This is a genomic window from Micromonospora sp. B006 (assembly GCF_003408515.1).
In the GTDB taxonomy this organism is placed as follows: Bacteria; Actinomycetota; Actinomycetes; order Mycobacteriales; family Micromonosporaceae; genus Micromonospora; species Micromonospora echinospora_A.
The window spans coordinates 15,246-27,803 of the sequence record NZ_CP030865.1 but is presented as its reverse complement, the minus strand read 5'-3'; the positions used below and the strand labels follow the sequence as shown (position 1 = coordinate 27,803).

Annotated in this window: 19 protein-coding genes and 2 tRNA genes; 8 read left to right on the top strand and 13 right to left on the bottom strand. The window is 69.8% G+C overall.

Translation table 11 applies throughout. The annotated features are described in order from the left end of the window. Position 1: 1 nt before the first annotated feature. Both MicB006_RS00155 and MicB006_RS00150 read right to left on the bottom strand, forming a co-directional pair. Complete coding sequence (locus MicB006_RS00155; protein ID WP_116511023.1) at positions 2-949, bottom strand: L-threonylcarbamoyladenylate synthase; 948 nt, start codon at positions 947-949, stop codon at positions 2-4. A 20-nt stretch (positions 950-969) separates the two neighbouring features. Next, positions 970-1,599: a helix-turn-helix domain-containing protein gene (locus MicB006_RS00150; protein WP_116503032.1), complete on the bottom strand. Its 630-nt coding sequence runs from the start codon at positions 1,597-1,599 to the stop codon at positions 970-972. A 65-nt stretch (positions 1,600-1,664) separates the two neighbouring features. Between MicB006_RS00150 and MicB006_RS00145 the strand changes: the two genes are divergently transcribed. Next, on the top strand, positions 1,665-2,255 hold the full coding sequence (locus tag MicB006_RS00145; protein ID WP_116503030.1) for a dienelactone hydrolase family protein: 591 nt from the start codon (positions 1,665-1,667) through the stop codon (positions 2,253-2,255). Between the two features lie 3 nt (positions 2,256-2,258). Here the strand turns inward: MicB006_RS00145 and MicB006_RS00140 are convergent, their stop codons facing one another. The 3 genes from MicB006_RS00140 to MicB006_RS00130 are packed head-to-tail and all read right to left on the bottom strand — an operon-like array spanning position 2,259 to position 3,681. Then, a complete protein-coding gene (locus MicB006_RS00140) occupies positions 2,259-2,939 on the bottom strand; it encodes a PH domain-containing protein (protein WP_116503028.1) in 681 nt (226 codons plus the stop codon). Positions 2,940-2,992: 53 nt separating this feature from the next. Next, the gene (locus tag MicB006_RS00135) at positions 2,993-3,379 is read right to left on the bottom strand and encodes a VOC family protein (RefSeq protein ID WP_116503026.1); all 387 of its coding nucleotides are present in this window, start codon (positions 3,377-3,379) and stop codon (positions 2,993-2,995) included. Beyond that, positions 3,376-3,681 (bottom strand): helix-turn-helix transcriptional regulator, encoded by a 306-nt coding sequence (locus MicB006_RS00130; RefSeq protein WP_116503025.1) that lies wholly within the window; start codon positions 3,679-3,681, stop codon positions 3,376-3,378. The genes MicB006_RS00135 and MicB006_RS00130 overlap by 4 nt, the downstream gene beginning before the upstream one ends. A gap of 53 nt (positions 3,682-3,734) precedes the next feature. Between MicB006_RS00130 and MicB006_RS00125 the strand changes: the two genes are divergently transcribed. Both MicB006_RS00125 and MicB006_RS00120 read left to right on the top strand, forming a co-directional pair. Continuing rightward, a complete protein-coding gene (locus MicB006_RS00125) occupies positions 3,735-4,283 on the top strand; it encodes an AAA family ATPase (RefSeq protein WP_116503023.1) in 549 nt (182 codons plus the stop codon). A gap of 101 nt (positions 4,284-4,384) precedes the next feature. Beyond that, on the top strand, positions 4,385-5,116 hold the full coding sequence (locus MicB006_RS00120) for an LPXTG cell wall anchor domain-containing protein (RefSeq protein ID WP_116503021.1): 732 nt from the start codon (positions 4,385-4,387) through the stop codon (positions 5,114-5,116). Positions 5,117-5,182: 66 nt separating this feature from the next. On the opposite strand, the gene MicB006_RS00115 is transcribed toward MicB006_RS00120, so the two are convergent. Further along, positions 5,183-5,575: an ester cyclase gene (locus MicB006_RS00115; RefSeq protein ID WP_116503019.1), complete on the bottom strand. Its 393-nt coding sequence runs from the start codon at positions 5,573-5,575 to the stop codon at positions 5,183-5,185. Positions 5,576-5,807: 232 nt separating this feature from the next. Here MicB006_RS00115 and MicB006_RS00110 point away from each other — a divergent pair, with 232 nt between their 5' ends. Next, positions 5,808-6,692, top strand: a complete 885-nt coding sequence (locus MicB006_RS00110) for an aminoglycoside phosphotransferase family protein (RefSeq protein WP_116503017.1) — start codon at positions 5,808-5,810, stop codon at positions 6,690-6,692. A 76-nt stretch (positions 6,693-6,768) separates the two neighbouring features. Continuing rightward, positions 6,769-7,332, top strand: a complete 564-nt coding sequence (locus MicB006_RS00105) for a dihydrofolate reductase family protein (protein ID WP_116503015.1) — start codon at positions 6,769-6,771, stop codon at positions 7,330-7,332. Between the two features lie 5 nt (positions 7,333-7,337). Here the strand turns inward: MicB006_RS00105 and MicB006_RS00100 are convergent, their stop codons facing one another. Together MicB006_RS00100 and MicB006_RS00095 are read right to left on the bottom strand one after the other, a co-directional pair. After that, complete coding sequence (locus MicB006_RS00100; protein WP_161565901.1) at positions 7,338-8,495, bottom strand: erythromycin esterase family protein; 1,158 nt, start codon at positions 8,493-8,495, stop codon at positions 7,338-7,340. 58 nt (positions 8,496-8,553) lie between these two features. Next, positions 8,554-8,940 carry a MerR family transcriptional regulator gene (locus MicB006_RS00095; protein ID WP_116503011.1) on the bottom strand — a complete coding sequence of 129 codons (387 nt, stop codon included), beginning with the start codon at positions 8,938-8,940 and terminating at the stop codon, positions 8,554-8,556. A 95-nt stretch (positions 8,941-9,035) separates the two neighbouring features. Between MicB006_RS00095 and MicB006_RS00090 the strand changes: the two genes are divergently transcribed. Further along, entirely contained in the window at positions 9,036-9,650 is a 615-nt protein-coding gene (locus MicB006_RS00090) for an NADPH-dependent FMN reductase (RefSeq protein WP_116511021.1), read from the top strand. A gap of 83 nt (positions 9,651-9,733) precedes the next feature. Beyond that, entirely contained in the window at positions 9,734-10,003 is a 270-nt protein-coding gene (locus tag MicB006_RS00085) for a hypothetical protein (RefSeq protein ID WP_116503009.1), read from the top strand. Positions 10,004-10,181: 178 nt separating this feature from the next. Here the strand turns inward: MicB006_RS00085 and MicB006_RS00080 are convergent, their stop codons facing one another. Further along, positions 10,182-10,625 (bottom strand): DUF1707 domain-containing protein, encoded by a 444-nt coding sequence (locus MicB006_RS00080; protein WP_225980592.1) that lies wholly within the window; start codon positions 10,623-10,625, stop codon positions 10,182-10,184. Positions 10,626-10,828: 203 nt separating this feature from the next. On the opposite strand from MicB006_RS00080, the gene MicB006_RS00075 reads away from it, so the two are divergent. Then, complete coding sequence (locus MicB006_RS00075) at positions 10,829-11,089, top strand: tyrosine-type recombinase/integrase (protein WP_255419515.1); 261 nt, start codon at positions 10,829-10,831, stop codon at positions 11,087-11,089. Positions 11,090-11,144: 55 nt separating this feature from the next. Here the strand turns inward: MicB006_RS00075 and MicB006_RS00070 are convergent. The 4 genes from MicB006_RS00070 to MicB006_RS00060 form a co-directional block, all read right to left on the bottom strand. Beyond that, a tRNA-Ala gene (locus MicB006_RS00070) sits at positions 11,145-11,220 on the bottom strand. 10 nt (positions 11,221-11,230) lie between these two features. Beyond that, positions 11,231-11,359: a DLW-39 family protein gene (locus tag MicB006_RS32145; RefSeq protein WP_013283222.1), complete on the bottom strand. Its 129-nt coding sequence runs from the start codon at positions 11,357-11,359 to the stop codon at positions 11,231-11,233. Between the two features lie 43 nt (positions 11,360-11,402). After that, positions 11,403-11,476: transfer RNA gene (locus MicB006_RS00065), tRNA-Ile, on the bottom strand. Between the two features lie 144 nt (positions 11,477-11,620). After that, complete coding sequence (locus MicB006_RS00060; RefSeq protein WP_116503007.1) at positions 11,621-12,556, bottom strand: DUF3566 domain-containing protein; 936 nt, start codon at positions 12,554-12,556, stop codon at positions 11,621-11,623. Between the last annotated feature and the right edge of the window lie 2 nt (positions 12,557-12,558).

The window sequence follows — 12,558 nt, the reverse complement described above, 5'->3', positions numbered from 1 at the left end:
TCTAGTGCCAGGTGGCGGCGGCGCGGCGCAGCCGGTCGTTTATCGCGCGGCCCACGCCGGTGTCCGGCACCGGCTCGGCGACGATCTCCGTCACCCCGGCCGCGTCGAGCCGGTGCAGCGCGTCGAACAGGCGCGCCGCCGCCGCTGTCACGTCACCGTCCGGCGACAGCACCTCCACGGCCGTCCAGTCGCCGTCCGCCGGTGGCTCCCGGAAGGCCAGGAATCCCCGCCGGCCGCCGCCGGGCTCGGCCGCCGCGCCCAACCGCAACGGGGTACGCGGGGCGTAGTGCGCGGCCAGCGTCCCGGGCGCGACCGGCTGGCCGGAGCTGCCCTGGCGCACCTCGACCGGGCCGACCGCCTCGACCAGCGCCTCGATCGGCAGCGCGCCCAGCCGCAGCACCACCGGCCGCTCGCCCCGGGCGTCCACGATCGTCGACTCGATCCCGCACCGGGTGGGCCCGCCGTCGAGCACCACGTCCACCGCCCCGCCCAGCCCGGCCACCACGTGCTCGGCCCGGGTGGGGCTGAGCTGGCCGAACCGGTTGGCGCTCGGTGCGGCCACCGGCACGCCCGCCGCCGCGATCAGCGCCCGCGCGGACGGCTCGTCCGGTACGCGTACCGCCATGGTGTCCAGGCCGGAGGTGACGATCGGCGGGATGATCTGCGGCCGGTCCACGATCAGGGTGAGCGGGCCAGGCCAGAACCGCTTCGCCAGCTCGGCCACCGCCGCTGGCACCTCGCCCACCAGTGCGGTCAGATCGGCGGCGTCGGCCAGGTGGCTGATCAGCGGGTCGAAGCTGGGCCGCGCCTTGGCCTCGAAGATCCGCGCCGCCGCCCGCGCGTCGAGCGCGTTGGCGCCGAGCCCGTAGACGGTTTCGGTGGGGAAGGCGACCAGACCGCCGGCGCGCAGAACGGCGGCGGCCTCGTCGATGCCGCGCTCGGCCGGCAGGACGCGCGGGGATCCGGTGCTCACGCTTCCGACGCTAGCCTGCCCGCTTCGGTGCCCCGGCAAGACCCCGTCGACGGGGCGGGGTCCGTGTCCGGGAGCGTGGGCGCGTCCGTGGGGTAGAGGCCGGCGGCGAAGCCGTACACCTGGTCCCCGGCCCGGGGGATCTGCGCGAACCGCCGGGCCAGCGCCTGCACCTCCGCCCAGAACTCGCGGACGTCCTCGATCGGGATGCGCGCGTGCACGAGCGTGCACCGCAGTTCGTCGGCGGCGTGTGCGGCTGCCGCTTCGGCGGCTGCCTCGGCGAGCCCGTTGATCCGGGACACCACCTGCTTGTCCTCTGCCCGGGTGAGCGCGCCGACGTAGAAGGTGCGGGCGACACGCCCGTAGAACCGCTCCTCGATGGCGCGTACCCGGCGGGTCCGCACCACGCGCAGCAGCCCGGCGTCCACCAGTTGGTTCACGTGGTACGCGACGCTGCTCTTCGGCCGGTCGACCGCGCGGGCCAGCTCGTTCACAGTGGCGGCGCGTTCCAGAAGCAGCTCCAGGAGCGTGCTCCGCAGCGGGTCGGCGAGCGCGCGCAACTGCTCCGGGGCGGTGACCACGAGCAGGTCCTCGAGGTCGTAGTCCGGGATCCGCTGATTGACCGACATTTCTCGACCGTTCTAAGATTCTGGTTCGTTCGACAACTCTGGTCTGACAACTCAGGAGTGTAGTGATGGCCGAGATCGTGCTCTTCCACCACATTCAAGGGCTCACCGACGGCGTACGCGCCCTCGCCGACTCCCTGCGCGCCGGTGGGCACACCGTGCACACCCCGGACTTATTCGACGGCGAACGGCCGGCCACCATCGAGGACGGCTCCGCGCTGGTCAAGCGCATCGGCGGGGACGTCCTCGACCAGCGCGCCGACGCTGTCGTCGCCGACCTGCCGGCCGGTCTCGTCCACGCGGGTGTCTCCTGGGGCGCCGCCATCGCCCAGCGGCTCGCCCAGACCCGGCCCGGCGCCCGGGCCGCCCTGCTCTACGAAGCCTGTCTGCCGGTCACCGGTGAGTGGGCGATCGGCCCCTGGCCCGACGGCGTGGCGGTACAGGTGCACGGCATGGAGGGGGACCCGTTCTTCGGGCTGGAAGGCGACGTGGACGCCGCCCGCGAACTGGTGTCGATCGTCGGCCCCGAACGCGGCGAGCTGTACGTCTACCCCGGCGACCGGCACCTGTTCACCGACAGCTCGCTGCCCTCGTACGACGCCGAGGCGACCGCGCTGGTGGTGAGCCGCAGCCGCGAACTGCTCGACCGGCTCGGCTGACGCCTACTCGTCACCCCGCAGCCGCGCCAACTCGGCCGCGTACTCGGCGTCGGTCAGCACCCCGCGCTCGTACTGCCGGGTCAGCGCGTGGATGTCACGCCGCCGCCCGGCGGCCGACGCGGGTGGCCGGGTCCGGTCCGGACGGTCGGCGCGGACCGGATCCGGCGCCGGGTTCGCCGCCGCGCGCTGCTCCGGCGGCCGGGCGTTGCGGTGGCACTCCCGCAGGGTCGCGAGGATCTCGTCGTAGTGCTCCGGCCAGGTGACCAGCCGGAACAGCTCCAGGCGGAACGGCCGGACGATGGCGCCGGACTGGATCGGCGTCTGCACCGGGTCGCCGTCGGTCCGCTCGATGACGATCGCGTCGCGTCCCATGTCCAGGCCCACTATCGAACCCGTACCGCTGTGGATCTCCACGACCGACGCCCACGGCACCGTGGTCGTGCGGAGCAGCGAGCGGGAACGGACGCCGACAGGGCTCACCCAGACGCCGAGCATCGCGCGGCGGACCGCGACGGCGAGGACGCCGGCGTTCCACACTCCGAGGACCACCGCCTCCCGTTCCAGGAGCCTGCCGCTGCGGACCCCGAACACGATGAGCACGAAGTAGCCGACCGCGATACCCCCCACGACCATGGAGCCGGAGGTGGTCAGGTCCAGCGAGTACGGGCGCTGCCACACCGTCATGCCGCCAGGGTGACCGATCGTGTCCAGCAATTCCGCGCGGAGTCAGCGCCCCACTACCGGTACTGTGCGATCTGGATCAGGTTGCCGCAGGTGTCGTCGAACACCGCTGTGGTCACCGGGCCCATGTCGACCGGCTCCTGGGTGAACAGCACGCCGAGGCTGCGCAGCCGTTCGTGCTCGGCGGCCACGTCGTCCACCGCGAACTGCGTCAGCGGAATGCCGTCAGCCGCGAGCGCCTCCTTGAACGCCTTGGCGGCCGGGTGGGCGTCGGGTTCCAGCAGCAGCTCCACGCCGTCCGGGGCGTCCGGCGAGACCACAGTGAGCCAGCGGTACTCCCCGGTCGGCACGTCGGTCTTCGGCACGAAGCCCAGCACCTCGGTGTAGAAGCGCAGGGCCTTGTCCTGGTCGTCGACGTACACGCTGGTGAGGTTGATTCTCATGGGTTCTCCTGAGTGGGTGCGGCGGACCTGAGCCATCGCTCGGTGACGGCCCGCAGCGGCCGGGTGTCGAGGTGGTGGAACTTGTAGCGACCCTGCCGCCGCGTGACGACCAGGCCGGCGGCCTCCAGGACGTCGAGGTGCTGGGAGATCGCCTGCCGGGACGAACCGACCTGGTGTTTCGTGGCCAGCCGCCCGCAGATCTCGAACAGGGTCTGACCGTCGCGCTCGGTCAGCTCGTCGAGGATCAGGCGGCGGGTGTGGTCGGCCAGCGCCTGGTACAGATCGCCCACGTCACCCACCATAGGCAAGCGACGGCTTGCCTATCAAGCGCATTGCTCGCGAGTCGGAGGACGTCATGCCCGGATACATCCTCACCGGCGCCCCCGGCTCCGGTAAGACAGCCATCCTCCGGCACCTGGAGATCGACGGATATCCCGTCGTGGAGGAGGCCGCGACCGACGTGATCGCGCTTCACCAGGCGCTCGGACGACCGGAGCCGTGGCGTGAGCCGGGCTTCGCCGACCGGGTGCTGGACCTCCAGCGGGAGCGCCGTCGCCGGGCCGCGGCGAACACCGGCGAGGTCGTCTTCCACGACCGTTCGCCCGTCTGCACGCTGGCGCTGTGCCGCTATCTGGGGCTGGCCGCACCGCCCGCGCTGCTCGACGAAATCGAGGGCATGACGGCGAATCGCCACCACGAGCGGACCGTTTTCTTCGTACGCCATCAGGGTTTCGTCGAGGCGACGGCCGCTCGCCGGATCACGTTCGAGGAATCACTCGTCTTCGAGCGAATCCACGAGCTGACCTATCGCGAGGCCGGATTCGACCTCGCCGACGTGCCGGCCGGCCCGCTGGTGAGCCGGGTCGCGGCGATAAAAGAGGCGGTTGATCGACTGCGCCGTTAGCGCAATTCCGCCCATGCCCGGACCACATCAATGCCCCTTGCGTTTCGGACAGACGCCGGTAACATCTCCATGTTTTGATCTACACGGGGAGGAAAGTCCACATGCAATGGAAGATTCCGGCCGGTGCCCTGGTGGCGCTGGCCTTTGTGATTCCGGCGGCGCCTGCGGTGGCGCAGACCGCAGCGCCCGGGCTCAACGAGTCCTGCCAGACGGTCGAACGCAAGGTGTACAAGGATTTCCGCGAGCTTGTCACCATCGACCTGGACACGGCCACCGTTTCCGAACTGCGGCTGCTGGCGTACCGGCTGCTGGCCGAGGCGCAGGCCGAATCGTTGCCCGTTCTGCCGGGCGAGATCGAGGAGCGACTGAAGGGCACCTCGGACGACCTTCGCGCATATCTCAAGAACCTGCCGAATCGCTGGGCGACGGCTCTGCGCGTCTCGATCGGCCAGACGATGACGGGCGCCGGCCCCAACGTGCTGGCCGCCGCGCAGAAGGTGCTCGACAGCCCGTCCGTCGAGGCCTACCTCGCCTACCTGAACAACGGCCTGTACGAGGCTCGTGCGCTCGACTGCGCGTCCCAGCCGACGGCGACTCCGACGCCGTCTCAGCCCACTACCACGCCGACCGCGACGCCCAGCGCCACGTCGACAGTCGTTCCGCCCGTCACCCCCTCCGCCAGCGTGGGCGCGCCCGGTGGTGGCGAGGGCGGCGGGCTGCCGGTGACCGGTGCCGACACCGCGACCGTGGCCGGCATCGGCGGGGCGCTGCTGCTCCTCGGTGGCGCGAGCTACGTCATCGGACGCCGGCGTCGTTCCCGCTTCGTCGCATAGTTCCCTGGGCGCGCCCAACTCGATGCCTCATCGGGCTGGGCGCGCCGCGTTTTCCGGATTCCCCCGTCAGCCGGCGAGCTGCCGCCGCACCGAGTCGGTGTCCATCAGGTACGACATGTACTTGAACTTGCCGTCCTGGAGCCGGTAGAAGGCGGTCTCGACGAACGAGATCGAGGCGCCGGTAGGGGCCAGGCCGTTCCACTCCTTGACGGGCGTGCCGGTGTCGACGAGGCGGGCGGCGATCCGGTCGCCCTCGACGACGACATCCTGGATCTCCCAGTGGAGATCCGGCACCGCCTCGACGTGCTTGTAGAACTCGGCCACCATGTCCGCCATCCGGACCGGCGTGCCGTTCATGATCACCTCTTCGTGGGCGAAGTCGGCCATGCGGTCGAACTCACGCTTGTTCGCCAGGTCGACGTACCGCAGGTAGAAGTCGCGGACTTCCTGAGTGGACATGCCCGTTGCGGTGTTGGTGGCAGTGGCGCTCATGATCGTTCGTTCCCATCTGCTGGTGCCGGACCGTGTGCACGGGCCGGCCGTGGCCGAGCGGATCCCGGTGCATATTTTGTACCGCTCGGTTCTGAGCCAACCGTAGCAGGGTTCTGTACCGATCGGTTCATGATCAGGGTCACGTTGGAGCGCCGAATTCGATTGACCGGGTGATCCGGCGGGTCCTACGGTCGCGCCGATGCGCCCTGGAGAGATCGTCGTCACCGTGGAGCAGGTACGCGCCCTGATCGGCGAGCAGTTCCCCGAATGGTCGGACCTGCCGATCGTGCCGCAGCCGCTGAACGGCACCGACAACGCGCTGTTCCGGCTGGGCGATTCCCTGACGGCACGGCTGCCACGGGCGCCGTGGGCGGTCGACCAGGTGGCTACCGACGCGACCTGGCTGCCGCGGCTCGCCCCCCATCTCCCGGTGCCCGTGCCGGTGCCGGTCGCTGTGGGCCGACCGGGCGGGGACTATCAGTGGCCGTGGACCGTCGTCCCGTGGCTCAACGGGGACAACCCGCAAGCCGGGCAGGACCACGTCGACCTCGCTGTCGACCTCGCCAGCTTCGTACGGGCGATGATCGCGATCGACCCGATGGACGGGCCGGTCATAGAGGGGATCCAACGCGGCGTACCCCTGGTGCAGCGCGACGAACTGACCCGCCGGTCGATCGCGGCGCTGGGCGACCGGATCGACGGCCGGGCCGTGACCGCGGCGTGGGACGAGGCGATGACGGCGGACGAGTGGCCCGGACCGCCGGTGTGGCTGCACGCTGATCTCCTGGCGGGCAACCTGCTGGTCGACCGGGGCAGGCTCACCGGGGTGATCGACTTCGGCGGTCTCGGCCGCGGCGATCCGGCCGTCGAGATGCGACCCGGCTGGAGCCTGTTCGACGCCCGCGCGCGAGCCGCCTACCGTGAGGCGCTCGGGTTCGACGAGGCGACCTGGGTACGCGGATGGGCGTGGATGCTGTCCGTATCGCTCTACTGGCTGGCGGACCTGTGGGACTCGATCAGCGAACACGACCGGCGGGACACCATCCGCCACATCGACTACATCGTGCGCCACCGCCACGACTGACCTGCGGTGTGCACCGATCAGTTCCCGTCGCCCGGCTGGTCTGGTGTTACGGGACCGACCGACGGAGGCATGCGCAGTGCGGAAACTGATCTACGGCATGAACCTGACAGTGGACGGCTACGTGTCCGCGCCCGGCGACGACATCGGCTGGGGCGAACCGAGCGACGAACTGTTCCAGTGGTGGCTCGATCAGGAGCGGGCGATCAGCCTGTTCCTGTACGGGCGCCGCCTGTGGGAGAACATGAGCGGCTACTGGCCGACCGGCGACCAGCAGCCGGGCGCCACGCCGGCGCAGATCGAGTTCGCCCGGAACTGGCGGGACACGCCGAAGGTGGTGTTCTCCTCCACGATCGACAAGGTCGACTGGAACGCCCGCCTGTTCACCGGCGACGCGATCGCTGAGATCACCCGGCTCAAGGCCGAGGACGGCGGCCCGATGAGGGTCGGCGGCGCAACGCTCGCAAGGGCAGCCATGCGGGCCGGGCTGATCGACGAGTACGAGATCGTCACCCACCCGGTCCTCGTGGGCGACGGCAAACCGTTCTTCGGTGCGCTGGACGGCTGGTCGAAGCTCGACCTGGTGGAGACGCGGACGTTTTCCGGCGGCGTAACCCTGAGCAGGTACGAGACGAGGCGCTGAGCGCGTCACGCCGGCCGAGCGGGAGTGATAGCGGGGATGTAGACCAGCGCGTCGAAGCTCTGGCGGAGCGACGGCAGCTCGACGTAGTGCTCGGCGTCCTCGGCGGGGTCGTACAGGCCGGAGATGATCCGGGTGGGCCAGGAACGGTCCAGCTCCCCTGCGGTCACGGCCGACGACGGCGTACGCAGGTCGAGGGTGCGCTCGCCGTGGGCGCCGGCGAGTTGGGCCTCGATGGAGTCCGGGCGTGGTTCGGGGATGGTGGCCCTCGCGATCTGGCCGCTGCCGACGGCGATGTGCACGGCGACGTACCGATCTCCCAACTCGGCTCGCAGGCGGGAGCCGAGCATGGCACTGGGATGCGCGGCGACGTGGGTGCTGCCCTCCCACAGCACGATCCGTTCCCCGGTACGTCGATGGTGGTCCAGGAGCCGACCGGCGGCGGCGTGTTCCTCCCGGGCCATGTCGTGTCCGACGTCGATCGCGCGTGCGTGGAAATCCACCACGGCGTCGAGGAGTTCCAGCGCGGCGTCCCGCCCGTCGCCGGGCGGCAGTTCGGCCGCGTCGGCCCGTGCGGCGCGTGCCAGTTCCACGAACGGGGTGCCCGGGTGGGTGCCACGGGCTCGCAGCACGTGTTCGCCGCTGCTGTGGGCAACACGGATGACGTCAAGGAGCGCTTCGACTCTCGCAGCGGTGCTCCCGTCGATGGGCGCGAGCAGGTCGATGATGCGGGGGTAATCCGCGGACAGGACACGTGCGCCGGCGACGCCGATGATCCGGACCGGTGCTTCCGGCCGGGCCCGGTTGTGCTCACGCAACCAGACCAGCGCATCGCGCATCTCGCCGACCTGCCACGGTCCCCACGCTTGGGCGAGCGCGCGGTCGATGTCGACGTCCTGACCGGACACGTACCTGTCGTAGAGATCGGCGACGCGCTGATTGTCCAGCACGGCGATCGTCGTGAATCCGCGCTCGACCAGGAGCCAGGTGGCGTCGGTGACGAAGTCGAGCACCTCGTGCGCCTCGCGGGTGCTCACGCCGAGACCCACGATTGCCGCCTCGGCGGCGGCATCGGCGATCAGGTCCGGCCGCAGGCCGGCCGGAGTTGTGGCGAGCCACTCGGCGAGGGCTTGGGCCGGGGCTGGTGCGGCTGGTCGAGTGTTCATACCGGCAGCCTCGACCTTCAACATATGGTGAAGTCAAGGGTGGCGCCTGCCGGCGGCGTCAGGAGTCCAGTGCCGCCCCCAGCTCGCAGAGCCTGGCGCCCGAACCGAGCAATTCGAGCCGGGCCTTCAGGTCGGCCACGCGCTGCTCGGCCTCGGTGACGATGCGCTCGGCGACCCGGCCCCAATCCTCGGGTCCCGGGTCGGCGGGAAGCGCGGAGAACAGTTCGGCGATCTCGCGCACCGTCAACCCGACCCGCTGGGCGAGCTTGGCGACATGGATGCGGCAGGCAGCGGACTCGTCGAACCGGCGCTGGTTGCCCGCGGTCCGCACCGCGTTGATCACGCCGTGCTTCTCGTAGAACCGCACCGCCGAGGGCGCCACTCCACTGTCGGCGGCGACATCGCTGACGGTGGCGTATGCCAGGCGCGGGCTCGTGAGCGTCATGTCCTCACCGTACGCCCACGAGGGGTTGCTTCCCCCGACGATGCGCGTCGATCCGGCTTGACTTCAACATATGTTCAACCCGCAGCGTGGTGGACATGACCGCTCCGACAGCACACGCGAATCGCCACTCCACCACCGCCGCGCCGGCCACGACGCGAATCGCGGTGATCGCCTCAAGCCTTCGCGACGGGCGGATGAGCCCGACCGTCGCCGAATGGGTCGTCGCCGCGCTCCAGCAGAGCAGCGGCGTGCACGTCGACCTGATCGACCTCGCCGAGATCACGTTGCCCGACGACGCCCAGCTTTCTCCCGGCGGCGGACCGAAGACCGAGGTTGCCGACCGGATCGAGGCCGCCGAGGCGTTCGTGTTCGTCACCCCGGAGTACAACCACTCCTACCCCGCATCGCTGAAGCGGCTGATCGACTGGCACTACGCCGCCTGGATGCTCAAGCCCGCCACCGTCGTCGCCTACGGAGTCCAGGGCGGGTACGCGGCGATCGAACACCTGCGCGGCGTACTGGCCGAACTGAACATGGTCACCACGCGACGCTGCCTCGGACTGGCTGCCCCGTGGGAGGCCCTGGACGACGGCAACCGCTTCTCACCCGCCGACGGCACGAACAAGGCGCTGTCCAGTGCGCTGGCTGAGCTGGCCTGGTGGACCGCCGTCCTCACCGACGCACGCGCCAACCGTCCGTTCCCGGCCTGAGGCGTGTTCATAGTCGACGAGGCTGTACTCGGGACCGAGATCAACCAGGGCTGTACAGCTACACAGACCGTCAGAATCAACGGATGGACTGGGCCGACATTCAACTGAGCTTGCGAAACGTCCTCAACGAGTGGGATCCGATCGGAGTGGCGGAGATTGCGCCGGACGAGTACGACTGCATGCACGGACCACTCTTGGACAGGCTGCGTGCCGGTGCCGGCCAGACGGAGATCCGGGCGTTCCTGCGACACGAACTGGGAGACCACTTCGGCCTAGATGCTGCGCGGTATGACCTCGACTCCGTTGCAAACCGGATTGTCGGCTGGTGGAACACAGTCCAACCGTCCTTCTAAGTTCCCGCACGCAGGGACACCGTCAGTTTGGAAGAGCGCGTGCTCAACCGGTCGTGATGCCCGAAACGCCGGCTCGTGGCTGCCGGGCTTGATCACCTCTCGTGCCCGCCGGTGACCAGCCCGTCGTCCCCAGCGGATGACTCGCCAGCAGGACGAATCCACCGCTATCGCGGTACGGTCAGCTATCCACCACTTGGAAGATGATCCATACGATTTGCAGTGCAATGCCTACTGCGCCGCCGACGAGTCCCAGGAATGCCAGCGCACGGCAGAGAAGTTGGGAATTCGCACGCAACCCGAGCAAGCCGAATACGACACCGGCAGCTCCGGAGAGGGCGCCGAAGTCCAGGTGCGGAAACAACGGCATCCAGACCACACCGCCGGCCAGCGCCAAGAGGGACAGGACCAAGCCCGCGTGATTGAGGCCCGTGGCCTTGTGATCGTGTGCCACGGACGGCAGGTCAGCGACCAGGGCGTCCAGTTCGCCGTAGGTCTTCGCCACGTAGGCCTGTTCTGACCGGTCCTCAAACTCCACCAGAGTCAATCGCCCCTCGCCGGCAGCGGCACCGAGCCGCACCACGGCTGCCTCTCGGTCACGATCAGACACCCGCACGTTGTCCATGAGCAGAGGGTAGCGATAGGCCGTGGTCACGTCGATGAAAGACACCGCCTTGCCCTCTCAGTGCCAGGAAGGCTGGCGGAGCTGTTTGCTCTGGCCGTCCGGGCGTTGGAAGCACAACGCGTGCGCTAGGCCAAGGAACGGCTCGCGGCCGGGGAGGTGTGGTCGGATCTGGACCTGGTCTTCGCCAGCACCATCGGCACACCATGGAACCACGGAACGTCAACCGGCGCTTCGAGCAGCTCCGCGCTGCGGCCCGGCTGGACTGGCTGCACCTGCACGACCTGCGCCATGCATTCGCCACGTTCCTGCTCGACCAGGGCGAGGAGTTGCGCACGGTGATGGAGCTGCTCGGGCACTCCACGATCCGGATGACGGCTGACACCTATGGGCACGTCCTGCCGGCGCGGGCTCGTCAGGCTGCCTCGGCCATCGACCGGGTCCTCGGCGAGGAGGGCACGGCGTGACCGCTTGGCTGTACGAATGGCTGTACTCGGGACCGAGATCAACCGGGGAAAGTGCTGGTGGAGCCCAGGGGACTCGAACCCCTAACCCCTGCCTTGCAAAGGCAGTGCTCTGCCAGTTGAGCTAGGGCCCCGTGTCGGCGCTCAGCGCAGGTCGGGCGCGGTGGTCGCCTCGTGCCACAGGGCGCGCTCGTCGTTCGACGCCTTGACCTTCTTGGCCACGACGGCTGCCACACCGACGATGCCGGCCAGGATCAGGAGCTTCTTGAACATGTGCTTGACCCCTCGTGCTCGACTGCCGTCGGACGATGTGCGGTGGGGCTAGCTGGAATCGAACCAGCGACCTCAGAGTTATCAGCTCTGCGCTCTAACCGACTGAGCTATAGCCCCGCGTAGCGACGAGCAAGGTTAACCCATCGCCTCCACCGCGCCCAAATCGGGGGTCCGTGGCGGAAGCACCCGTGCCACCCCGAACCTACCCGGACGCACGACGCCGGGGCGACCGCTTTACGCGGTGCCCCGGCGTCGAGTGGATCAGTCCCGCTCGGCGAGCGTCAGCTCGATCCCGCCGACCAGGTCGGCGCAGACGTTGTAGACGAACGCGCTGAGCGTGGCCAGCGCGGTGAACAGCACGACGTTGACCAGGCCGATCAGCGCCGACGTCAGGATCACGCCCTTGGCGGTGATCCGGAAGCCGCCGCCGCCCTGGCCGCCGCCCGCGTTCACCAGGTCGGTCAGGCTGTCGTTGACGCTTTTGAACACGCCCATCGCGTCCAGCGCGAGGTAGAGCACCGAGGTCGCCACGACGACCACGATGAAGAGCACCACGGACACCGCGAACGCGAACTTCATCACGGACCAGGGGTCGATCCGCTTCAGGTTCAGCCGGGCCCGTCGCGGCCCGCGGGACGCTGCCGAGCTGACCGAGGTACGCGCGGCGCGTACCGCCTCACCCACACGCGCGGCGCCGACAGCCGCCGCGCCGCTGATGCCCGGTGGCAGGCCCCCGCCGTTCGCGGGCCGGGACTGGCCGGTGGCGCCGCCTGTGGTCGGGCGGGCGCCGTCGGGCGATGCCTTCGGCGCGGTGCCCAGGCCGCCGCCGATGCGCGGCTGCGTGCCGGTCGTCCCGGCAGAGGCCCGGCCGGCGGCCGCCGACGGCGTCTTCATCGGCTGCGCGCTCGTGGCGTTCGCGGGCTTGGCGGCCGGCGCGGCCAGACCGTTCGCCGACGTCGGCGCGTCGACCTTGGTCTCGGCCGACGAGTCCCGGGAACCCGAGTCCTCGGACGGCTTGTCCGGAGGCGGCGTCATGCCGGGGGCCCGGGTGAACTTCGGGGCAGGCGCGTCGGCGGGAACCGTGGCCCGGCCCACAGCCGCGCGGCCGGTCGCTGGTGTACCGCCCTGCGCGGCCTCCTCCTCGACCGGAGTGGCCGAGGTCCCCTTGTTCCCCGACTTCGCCTGTGTCTCCGTCATCA

Excerpts from the sequence above, each read along its gene's own strand:
- MicB006_RS00150 (WP_116503032.1), bottom strand. The coding sequence starts at position 1,599 with ATGTCGGTCAATCAGCGGATCCCGGACTACGACCTCGAGGACCTGCTC.
- MicB006_RS00145 (WP_116503030.1), top strand. The coding sequence starts at position 1,665 with ATGGCCGAGATCGTGCTCTTCCACCACATTCAAGGGCTCACCGACGGC.
- MicB006_RS00140 (WP_116503028.1), bottom strand. The coding sequence starts at position 2,939 with ATGACGGTGTGGCAGCGCCCGTACTCGCTGGACCTGACCACCTCCGGC.
- MicB006_RS00135 (WP_116503026.1), bottom strand. The coding sequence starts at position 3,379 with ATGAGAATCAACCTCACCAGCGTGTACGTCGACGACCAGGACAAGGCC.
- MicB006_RS00130 (WP_116503025.1), bottom strand. The coding sequence starts at position 3,681 with ATGGTGGGTGACGTGGGCGATCTGTACCAGGCGCTGGCCGACCACACC.
- MicB006_RS00125 (WP_116503023.1), top strand. The coding sequence starts at position 3,735 with ATGCCCGGATACATCCTCACCGGCGCCCCCGGCTCCGGTAAGACAGCC.
- MicB006_RS00120 (WP_116503021.1), top strand. The coding sequence starts at position 4,385 with ATGCAATGGAAGATTCCGGCCGGTGCCCTGGTGGCGCTGGCCTTTGTG.
- MicB006_RS00115 (WP_116503019.1), bottom strand. The coding sequence starts at position 5,575 with ATGTCCACTCAGGAAGTCCGCGACTTCTACCTGCGGTACGTCGACCTG.
- MicB006_RS00110 (WP_116503017.1), top strand. The coding sequence starts at position 5,808 with ATGCGCCCTGGAGAGATCGTCGTCACCGTGGAGCAGGTACGCGCCCTG.
- MicB006_RS00100 (WP_161565901.1), bottom strand. The coding sequence starts at position 8,495 with ATGAACACTCGACCAGCCGCACCAGCCCCGGCCCAAGCCCTCGCCGAG.
- MicB006_RS00095 (WP_116503011.1), bottom strand. The coding sequence starts at position 8,940 with ATGACGCTCACGAGCCCGCGCCTGGCATACGCCACCGTCAGCGATGTC.
- MicB006_RS00090 (WP_116511021.1), top strand. The coding sequence starts at position 9,036 with ATGACCGCTCCGACAGCACACGCGAATCGCCACTCCACCACCGCCGCG.
- MicB006_RS00085 (WP_116503009.1), top strand. The coding sequence starts at position 9,734 with ATGGACTGGGCCGACATTCAACTGAGCTTGCGAAACGTCCTCAACGAG.
- MicB006_RS00080 (WP_225980592.1), bottom strand. The coding sequence starts at position 10,625 with ATGGACAACGTGCGGGTGTCTGATCGTGACCGAGAGGCAGCCGTGGTG.
- MicB006_RS00075 (WP_255419515.1), top strand. The coding sequence starts at position 10,829 with ATGGAACCACGGAACGTCAACCGGCGCTTCGAGCAGCTCCGCGCTGCG.
- MicB006_RS32145 (WP_013283222.1), bottom strand. The coding sequence starts at position 11,359 with ATGTTCAAGAAGCTCCTGATCCTGGCCGGCATCGTCGGTGTGGCAGCC.
- MicB006_RS00060 (WP_116503007.1), bottom strand. The coding sequence starts at position 12,556 with ATGACGGAGACACAGGCGAAGTCGGGGAACAAGGGGACCTCGGCCACT.